Annotated in this window: 6 protein-coding genes; all 6 read left to right on the top strand. The window is 63.8% G+C overall.

The genetic code is table 11. The features are described 5' to 3' along the window. Window positions 1–274: 274 nt before the first annotated feature. The 6 genes from HLH34_RS18830 to HLH34_RS18855 all read left to right on the top strand — a co-directional run bounded on the left by HLH34_RS18830 (window position 275) and on the right by HLH34_RS18855 (window position 7,321). Complete coding sequence (locus tag HLH34_RS18830; RefSeq protein WP_183121101.1) at window positions 275–1,243, top strand: DUF3991 and TOPRIM domain-containing protein; 969 nt, start codon at window positions 275–277, stop codon at window positions 1,241–1,243. Between the two features lie 177 nt (window positions 1,244–1,420). Beyond that, a complete protein-coding gene (locus HLH34_RS18835; RefSeq protein ID WP_183121102.1) occupies window positions 1,421–3,370 on the top strand; it encodes a UvrD-helicase domain-containing protein in 1,950 nt (649 codons plus the stop codon). 1,051 nt (window positions 3,371–4,421) lie between these two features. Then, window positions 4,422–4,934, top strand: a complete 513-nt coding sequence (locus HLH34_RS18840; RefSeq protein ID WP_183121103.1) for a helix-turn-helix domain-containing protein — start codon at window positions 4,422–4,424, stop codon at window positions 4,932–4,934. Further along, a complete protein-coding gene (locus tag HLH34_RS18845) occupies window positions 4,912–5,187 on the top strand; it encodes a DUF2312 domain-containing protein (RefSeq protein ID WP_183121106.1) in 276 nt (91 codons plus the stop codon). Before HLH34_RS18840 ends, HLH34_RS18845 begins: the two co-directional genes overlap by 23 nt. 11 nt (window positions 5,188–5,198) lie before the next feature. After that, the gene (locus HLH34_RS18850; RefSeq protein WP_183121104.1) at window positions 5,199–5,825 is read left to right on the top strand and encodes an HD-GYP domain-containing protein; all 627 of its coding nucleotides are present in this window, start codon (window positions 5,199–5,201) and stop codon (window positions 5,823–5,825) included. A 782-nt stretch (window positions 5,826–6,607) separates the two neighbouring features. After that, window positions 6,608–7,321 carry a hypothetical protein gene (locus HLH34_RS18855; RefSeq protein WP_183121105.1) on the top strand — a complete coding sequence of 238 codons (714 nt, stop codon included), beginning with the start codon at window positions 6,608–6,610 and terminating at the stop codon, window positions 7,319–7,321. Window positions 7,322–7,742: the final 421 nt, after the last annotated feature.

Consider the following 7,742-nt stretch of genomic DNA (forward strand, 5'->3'; position numbering starts at 1 on the left):
GCGGCTTTCCAGTCGTCGATGCGGGGTTCACCGATGCGCCGTCGATGATCCGGGCCCTGGACCTGACCGCCGATGTGCTGGGCGATGCCCGGGCGCACGACATGGCGCGGCCTCGCTCTCGGTCGCGTGCTTATCGATAATATAAATTATTTCTTCCGACTTATGTGGTCAACGTTGGAATATAAAAACAGAAAATAAATATAGGTCTCTTCTTCAGATTAATTGAACACAGTGCAAAATTACTTTATTCTTCACGAGAATATCGGAGGACGCCATGCTCGTCTCTTTTCGCCTTACCGATGACGATCGTAATGCCATCCGCAACGGCGTATCCTGCGCGCTCCTCCTTGAACGCGCGGGCTATGCGCTGGACAAGTCCGAGAGCACACGGCGCGACCTCAAATACCGTCGCGGCAAGGGCGAAGTCATCATCGTCAACCATGAGGGTAAAGGGTGGTGGGACACTGGCTCCGAGCGGAAAGGCACGGTGTTCGACCTGCTGAAGTTCCTGGAGCCTGGGCTGACCTGGAGGGCAACCTGTCGCGAACTCGGTGCGCTGATCGGCGTCGAGCCCGCGGGCCTCAAATACGTGCGCACGCTGAAGCCATCTGATGGTCGCTCGGTCGCCGAGTGCTGGCGAACGACGCGTCAGGTCCGCCCGGGCTCCCGCGCGTGGAATTATCTGGCGAACGAAAGGTGTCTACCCGAGGCAGTCATCCGCTGTGCGGCTGCACAGGGCATATTACGAGAGGGGCCGAGAGGAGCAGCCTGGTTCGCTCATCACGACAGCGCCGGGATCGTTTGCGGCGCCGAGCTGCGGGCGCCGGGAGTGCATATGTGCAAGGCCAACACAACCAAGACGCTGTTCCGCTACGTGCCGGCGGCCGGGCTCCGCATCAACCGCATGGTGGTCTGTGAGGCCGCCATTGATGCGCTCTCATGCTCGCTCCTCGATCTGAAGCTCGAGGAGCGTCGCTCCGTCTACGTCTCCACCGCCGGCGGCATGGGGCCACATACCGTCGCCGCCATTCAACAATGGCTTGGCGAAGTTTCTCAGGATCCGCAGGCTGAGCTCGTCTTGGCCGTCGACGACGACGAAGCAGGTGACAAATACGCCAGCCGCCTCGCTGTGCTCGCCGACCAGGACGACGTTCGTTGTTATCGCATTGTGCCAGGAGGGAATGCCAAGGACTGGAACCAGGCGGTCCAGACCATCGTGACCCGGCATTTGCAGGCCAGCTGACATTCAACGACGCGTTCTGGGCTGCTCTCTGGACCTCTCCACGTTTCACTCGCCGTGAAGAGGAGAGTTCAGCCATGTGCGACAGAGATCAGCATATCCCATGGGTGAAACGTGCAGGCGCACTGGGCGCACGTTTTGCGCACTGACGTTTTCGCTCGGCTCACCCCGGAGCAACTCGTGGCGGCCCGTCTGGAGGGTGCTGTTGTCGTGTTGGCGGGTGCCGGCACGGGAAAGACCGCAACATTGGTCGCCGGCGTCTGTGATCGCATCGAGCGACGCAAGATGCGCGCTGACCGCATCCTGGCGGTCACATTCACCAACAAGGCGGCGCGCGAAATGCGCGAGCGCATTGCCTCAGCGCTTGGTTATGATCGGACCCCGGCCTGGGTCGGGACGTTCCATGCACACGGCTGTCGGCAATTGCGACGGGATCCGGGCATAGCGGGGCTGAGGTCCGGCTTTGAAATCCTGTCTGCCGAAGACGCGGTACGCCTCGTTCGGCGGATCCTGAAGGGCGAGGGAGGGGTGTCTGACGCGGCCCTCGAGGATGACGGGAACAGTGAACTGTTCCGCAAACGGGTGAAGCGGATCGCTCACTATATCGGCGACTTCAAGGAACGGCTCATTCCTCCTGACGAGGCTTGGACGGCAGCCGGGGAGCAGGTCGGCCGCGAGCAGACCGACGAGGCATATTTGGTCCGCGAAGCGGCGCGGATCTATCCGCTCTACCAGGCCGCGCTCCGGGAAGCGAATGCCGCGGATTACGGAGACCTGCTGCTATTCCCCACGCGGACCATGGCAGGAAGCGAAGAGTATCGCAGAGAATGGGCCGGCCGGTTCGACGCCGTCATGGTCGACGAGTTCCAGGACGTGAACCTGACGCAATATCGCTGGCTGCGTCTGCTTGCTCGCGATCACGGTGAATTCTTCGCCGTGGGTGATGATGCGCAGAGTATCTATGGATGGCGCGGAGCGAATATCGGCTATATCCGAAATTTCCTGAAGGAATTCCCGCATGGCCGCATGGTGGCGCTCGAACGGAATTTCCGGTCAACCGGCCATATACTCGATGCGGCGAACGCCATCATTGCCCTCGACCCGCACCGCCTGCCGAAGACGCTCTATACGGAAGAGGGTGCCGGTGAGCCGATCAAGGTCGTGGCATATCGGGACGGCAACCAGGAAGCGCGCGGAATCGCCGGCGAGATCGGGAGGAGGGCTGCAACAGGTATACCCTACCACCATATCGCCGTCCTCTATCGCTATAACTACCTCAGCCGCGTGATCGAGGAGCAACTCCTCCACCAGCAGATCCCCTATGTCCTCGTCGGGGACACGGGCTTCTGGCAACGCGGCGCGGTGAAGGACGCGCTGTCGTTGTTCCGCCTTTCTGTCAGTCCGTACGACCGCCAGTCCGACGAGGCGTTTCGCCGTGTGGTCAATGTGCCCAGGCGCGGCGTCGGGGGGAAGACGCTCGCCCAGCTCGAACTCGCGGCCCGGGAGCAGAGCCTCTCGTTGTTCGCCGCGGCCGAGCGCGCGCCGGGGTTCGGTGTCGTGGCCGGAAAGCTGCAGGCGTTCCTCGCGACGATCCATGACGTGGCCGCAGAGACAGATCTGACGATCGCCGAGCGGATTGAGCGATTGCTTTGGCGGGTGGGATATTTCGAGATGCTTCGCGCCCAGGGCGAGGAGGGCAAAGATCCACTCGAAAATCTGAACGAACTGCTGGGCATTGCGGAGAATTTTTCATCCGTCGAGAATCTCTTCGATCACGCGGCGCTTGGTGCCGGCGCGCCCGGAGACGGATTGGACGGGCGCGTACGCCTGATGACGATCCATGGGGCCAAGGGGCTGGAGTTCCCTGAGATCTTCCTGCCTGGCTGGGAAAGCACGCTGTTTCCGCAGACTGGAGACAATGTCGACCAGGACGAAGAACGGCGGCTTGCCTATGTCGCGCTCACCCGCCCGATGAAGCGCGCGACGATCAGCTGGTGCGCGATGCGGGGCAACCGGCCTGCCGAGCCATCACGCTTTATTGAGGAGCTCCCGCCGGCGTGCGCGAAAACGGCATCGACGCCGCAGAACCAGTCCACGCCGCCCAGACCAGCCGTACCAATGCGGCGTTAATCGACCCCGGCCGGTAGCCACAGAATCAAATGCGCTGCACTCTGGACGTCGGTTGGGCCCAATGAGCGCATGACTGGTCATACGCAAAAGGCCCTCCGCGTGCGCTTTCCGCCCGCCTCTCAAACGGAGGCGCGGGCATGAGGCACAGAGCAGTCCACGCCTCTCGGCGTCTGCGGGCGCCGCGTCGGGCACGGCAGTTCGATCGCCCGACGCGCCACGAATATGTCCTCGGCGTGCTGATGCAGCTGGTTGAGCTCGAATCTAATCCGATGCGCTTCGCGTCGGTATCAGATTACCGGGCGCACATAGCACAGCACGCCTCCCTGGATCGCGCCCTGATAGGCGCCCTCCGGGCATACGGCACGGATCTGATCGCTGGAATACAAGATAGGCGGGCGCTCCCGCTCCTGCGCCAGGAGGCGCGTGTGATCACCAGATCCCGTCCGTTTATCGGGAGCCCTGTCGCGCAGGGGGTCGTTCAGGCGGCTCTGGACCAGGCGTGGGATGGCGTGGGGGGATGGCGCCGATGATGCCGGCTCAGCTCCCCTCTAGCCGCCACCAGCTTCGGTATCAGCAGATTTGGCAGCGCTCATGGCCCATCGTGCAATGGACGGCTACGTATCGGGGACCGGCCACTGGCGTCGATCGACGGTCGATGACGCAACCGGCGCCGGCGCGGCGGCGGAGCCGATGGTCTGCGTGGGCTGGGCTTGTTGTCGGGTTGGCGTGCGCCGGAACCGACGGCTTCCTGACAGCAGATCAGCTAGGGCCCGTCTGGGGATGGTTGGGCAAGCTTCTTCCGGCGTGTCGGGACACTGGGCCGCTCCATCTGCTGATCGCGACCTGGCCCCAGCCCCGTCTGCATTGGGGCCCATTAATCTGGATCGTGGTCGGCCTGGGCGTGGTCCTTCTTGGCAAGATCGCCCTTGTTCCTGTTGCCGCGCTCGTGCGGCGTCGGGGGCGCCGCGCGATCGGGATGCTTCGATGTGGCATCGCCGTTGCGAGCACGGCAGGCGCCGCGCTTCTCCTGACGCGATAAGGGGGCAGGTTCATGCTCGGTGATCGTCTGGCGGGACGAGCGATCTCAGGAGCCCCCTATCGCCAACATCGCCTGGCTGACGCCTTTGCCCTCATCGGCTGGGGTGTTTGCCAGGCCGAACGGCGCTCGGGGATCGCACGTGGCCGGATCACCCGTTGGCTCAAAGGTGACCCCGCGGACAGGGCATTCCTCGATTGGATCGGTCAGCTGGCGGCATTGCACGGTCGTCTCGCAAGCCCGCTCTCACCCGCCGTGACGACCGATAGCAATCGGCCTCCGCTCGGGCCGTACGAGATCACGTTGGCCCGGCTCACCATCGGCTGGTCGGAGCGGCAACTCGCCGAGCGGTCCGGCGAGCATCGTACGACCCTGCGCCGTCTGGCTGCCGGGGGGATGACCGGCGACCGGAAGATCGGCCGCTGGCTCGAACTGCTGGCGGATGGCCACCGCACATGGCCCAGGCCGCATCCCGATCAATTGGAGGATTATCCCGTTGCTACAGATCAGCCCAACCGCTGCCTCTGATGCGGACCATGCGCCCGCTGCCGGTGGCATCGCAGCAGATCGTCTGCGCTCTGTCATCGAGCGCGTTGAGCGTTTGGAAGAAGAACGAAAGGCGCTGAGCGCCGACATCAAGGACATCTTCGCCGAGGCGAAATCAGCCGGCTTCGACGTCAAGATCATTCGGCAAATCATTCGCCTTCGAAAGCAGGAGCCTGCCGAAGTCGAAGAGCAGGAGACCCTGCTCGATATTTATCGCCGCGCGCTCGGCATGTAGGCGAGGCGCCAATGTTGCGTTCAACATCAGCGTTCAGCCGCCCTGCAGAGGGTGACGAAGGGCGGCTTCGGGTTCTGGAGACGGCCGCGGACGACATCGACCCTGGGCACGGCCGGCGGGTCGGCGCAATGGCCTGCTTCCTCGCGAAACTCGCGCGCGCAGAGCTGGCCCCTCGAACAATCCTTCTCACAGGCCGTCTGCACGATATCGGGAAGGTGGCCCTTCCATCCTCGATATGGACCGCGCGGCGAGCGCTCGATCAGGCCGAACGCGCGCTCGTGAGGCAACATCCTGCTCTGGGTGTCGAGCTCCTTCGGTCATTGAGGATCCGATTCTCACCCGAGATCTACGATGCGGTCCTCTGCCATCATGAGCATTTCAACGGACTGGGCTATCCGGCTGGCCTCGCCGGATCTCGGATCCCCCTTATCGCGCGCCTGATGTCCATTTCGGATGTCGTGGACGCGCTGCTCTCGCCGCGCTCCTACAAGCCGGGCTGGCCGCCACTCAGAGTCCGAACCTATCTCGTGAACGAGGCCGGCATCATGTTCGATGGTCACCTGGCGCGTCTGGCAATTCAGAATTTCGAGCGGGTGCAGCAGATAAGGACGTCGGTGCTTAATATGGGCGTCCGCTGAAAGCTCCCATCCGGGAGGATGTTCGTCCCCGACCTCCGGCCATCCTCCACTCCGGCCCCGATGGGGCGTTCCCCTGCGCTTTGCTCCGGGTCGCGTGACCCGGGCTTCGCCCCGAGCCCCCTGCGGGGTCTCGGCCATGCGGCGGGTCCCGCTAACGCGCTGTGTGGGCGCGGCCAGGTGCTGGGCGGGGAGGGGGAGTAATCTGGGGGCGCGGGGAGCGTGACGGCTCCTCGACCCCCCTGACACGCCTGCGGCGCGTCAGGGGGGCACGCTCCGGGGATTACGCACCGCATCCAGCTACAGTGTGACAACAGCCCGGGTGGTCTATCAACAGGGGAGCGACCCTCGCCGCGCCTGGGCCACCCCGCGCTCATCGCAGGCCCTGCGGTCCCGCGCTGCCCGCAGGGCGACCGGCTTGCTCAGGCCGCTCCCCTGTTGACAGACCACCCGGGCCGTCGTCTTGCCGAAGGCAGGATGTGGCTCAGAAAAGCGCTCCATCCCCTGCGCTCTCGTCACCGTCGCGGGCGCTCGCCGCCCCGCACCCCGGCAGGATATGGTCTAGTAAAGCATTCGTTTGCGGACAGTATTGCAAGCAGGAAAGGCGGCACATCCCCAAATAAATATCGCATTATTCGGCGGTTTTCTGCCGTTCTTGCTTGCCAGTATTTGGGATTCTGTACTATTCTTTTCTTGTCGAGAGGGAATGGCCCTCAAGACAAACGCCCCGGCCGGGAACTTCCCCTTCCCGACCGGGACTTCGCCAGATTGAAAGGCTAATTTTCATGTCCGACGCTGCTGCCACCATTGCCGACTCTTTGACCGACGCGCAAGCCGCAAAACTGCTGGCCGCCGCCACCGGAAAGGGTCCCCGCGCGAAGGCGGCGGCCAAGGCCAAGGAGGCCCCCCCAGCAGAGGCGAAATCCGCCCCGGTTCGACGCTTCGAGGAAGCCCGGACCGCGCCGCAAATCACGGTCGAGGCCGCTGCCCGCCTTGCGCCGACCATCGGGCAGGTTGCGAAAATGGTCGAATTCTTCGCTCTCAAAGATCTTCACGCGCCGACTATTCGCGAGGCGACGGTGAACGCCATTACTTCTGCTGCCCGCGCGCTGCAGGAATGCATGAATGCACTCGGCCTCAAGATCTACCTGCACCGCGTCGTCGATGGTTACGTCCGCGCCGCCTATGGTGCCGCCCAGCACTACGACCAGAAAGCCAACGAGGCGCGCGACCTCTCATCACCGTTCGCCAACCAGCATCGTGACGAGGACCGCATGGGAATCGACGGGCAGGAAAACGAAGCAGGGAAAGCGCGCGCAACCGCCGCCCAGGCCGGAGTTAATGCGTTTGCCGCTCTTGTCGCCGCTCAAGGTGCCGTTACCGCGTACGTTTTCATGACCGGCGACGAGTGGCGTCCTTACAGCCGTTCCGTCGCTCCCGGGCGTTCCGTCGCTCGCCGCGCGGCGGCGGAAGAGCTATCCTGCTTCGATCGCAACTGATCCGGAGGGCCGGGCGATCCGCCCGGCCCTTAACCACAACACGGGCCGGATCGCGCGAGGCGCCATTTTGGACACATGGTCCAGCCCCAGCCCCCCGGCACTGCAGACAGCCGCGCCAGACGCGGCTGAACCATGTCGCGGCCAGGGCTCGCGCCCTGGCAAAAAAACGGCCGCGCCTTCGGCGCAACCATTTTTCTTCGTCTCGAGCCGGTGGGTGGTCCTTCACTGGCCGGCCGGCCAAAAGGGGCACCCGGGGGGGCCGGTCGGTCGGCCAGGGCACGGTAAACGAGGCACTACGGCCGCCGCTCGTCCTAGAGCATAATCCGATCAATCTGGTTCATATCCGGCGGCAGCAAAGCAGGCGGCGGCTTGACTGTGACCGACGTCGTCGATTGCGCTGCATACCGCGTCTTGGAGGGCA

Origin of the sequence: Gluconacetobacter azotocaptans (genome assembly GCF_014174355.1) — a bacterium.
Classification (GTDB): Bacteria; Pseudomonadota; Alphaproteobacteria; order Acetobacterales; family Acetobacteraceae; genus Gluconacetobacter; species Gluconacetobacter azotocaptans.

Coding starts and splice junctions, on each gene's coding strand:
- HLH34_RS18850 (WP_183121104.1), top strand. CDS start 5,199: ATGTTGCGTTCAACATCAGCGTTCAGCCGCCCTGCAGAGGGTGACGAA.
- HLH34_RS18840 (WP_183121103.1), top strand. CDS start 4,422: ATGCTCGGTGATCGTCTGGCGGGACGAGCGATCTCAGGAGCCCCCTAT.
- HLH34_RS18830 (WP_183121101.1), top strand. CDS start 275: ATGCTCGTCTCTTTTCGCCTTACCGATGACGATCGTAATGCCATCCGC.
- HLH34_RS18855 (WP_183121105.1), top strand. CDS start 6,608: ATGTCCGACGCTGCTGCCACCATTGCCGACTCTTTGACCGACGCGCAA.